Annotated in this window: 2 protein-coding genes; both read left to right on the top strand. The window is 71.6% G+C overall.

Annotation, left to right across the window (positions count from 1 at the left end; genetic code table 11):
- On the top strand, positions 1–291 hold a 291-nt coding region (locus AOK15_RS28085; RefSeq protein WP_167738865.1), incomplete at its 5' end, for a universal stress protein.
- A 222-nt stretch (positions 292–513) separates the two neighbouring features.
- Complete coding sequence (locus AOK15_RS28080; protein ID WP_055521150.1) at positions 514–1,077, top strand: GPR1/FUN34/YaaH family transporter; 564 nt, start codon at positions 514–516, stop codon at positions 1,075–1,077.
- Positions 1,078–1,141: the final 64 nt, after the last annotated feature.

Genomic DNA, 1,141 nt, shown 5'->3' with positions numbered 1-1,141 from the left:
GGTACGTCGACGAAGACCGGCTGCGAGCCGCCGGTCTTCGTCGACGTACCGGACCACCGCACCGAGGTGCTCGGGCTGGAGCTCGCCTGCGCCGACTATCTCGCCGAGGTGCCGTGGATCCTCGTCGAGCGCGGCGGTGACATCTGCCACGAACTCGAAGAGGTGGGGCGGGAGTACGAGGCCGACGCGATCGTCGTCGGGTCCACGCACGGCCTCGTCGGCCGGATCTTCGGCTCCGTCGCCGGACGCCTCGCGAAGCGGGCACAGCGGCCCGTCATCGTCATCCCGTAGACCACGCGCGCCGTAGGCCGCTGTCCCGGCTCCCCTTCCGTCCCTTCCTTCGCGTTCCTCGCCCTCCGCAACTCCCGTTCCCCGCAGGTGGGATGGGTGGAGGTCCGTGTGGGTCCCCTGTGTACCGCCGCGTGAACCTACTGACGCGTAGAGGTGTTTGTGCCCTTGTGAAGGGCATAACCCGATCGCCGCACCACCGCACACGCACGAAGGGAGCCCGCTGTGGACAACGACGTCTCCGCGGGAAGCAACACCACGACTCTCGGCCAACTCGCTCTCGGACTGACCCTGTTGGCGTTCGGTCTCGGACACACCCGGATGATCGACGGCCTGACCGAGGCCGACGCCGGCCCGCTCGCCGCCTATGTCGGCGGCGTCGCGCTCTTCGTCGCCGGTCTCCTCGCCCTGCGCGACCGCGACGGATTCACGGGCACGGCCTACGCCGGGCTCGGCGCCCTCTGGTTCACCTGGTCCGTGGGCGACCCCGGGTCCGCCGACGCGACGGGGCTGTTCCTGCTCCTGTTCGCCCTCCTCGCGCTGAGCCTGACGCTCGGGGCGTCCGGCGCGGCGACGCTCACGCGGGCGACGTACGGGCTGCTGTGCGCGGCGATGCTGCTGCTGGCCGTCGCGTCCTTCGGTGACAGCGGCGGGCTCGCCAAGGCGGGCGGATGGGTCGCCGCCGTGGGCGGGTTGGTCTCCTGGTACGCGGCCACCGCGGCGTTGGCCCACTGGCCCACGACGCTTCCCAGGCGGGCTGCCGGACGGGGTGTGACGGCCACGGGTTGACGGCAGCCGGTGTCGGGGAGTTGGGCGACCCCGGCGACATGAGCGGACCCCCACGGGTGAGATG

Origin of the sequence: Streptomyces ossamyceticus, assembly GCF_001418475.1 — a bacterium.
GTDB classification, from domain to species: Bacteria; Actinomycetota; Actinomycetes; order Streptomycetales; family Streptomycetaceae; genus Streptomyces; species Streptomyces ossamyceticus.
Note: the sequence above shows the minus strand (reverse complement) of the source record. Positions and strands in the feature narration are given on the sequence as shown.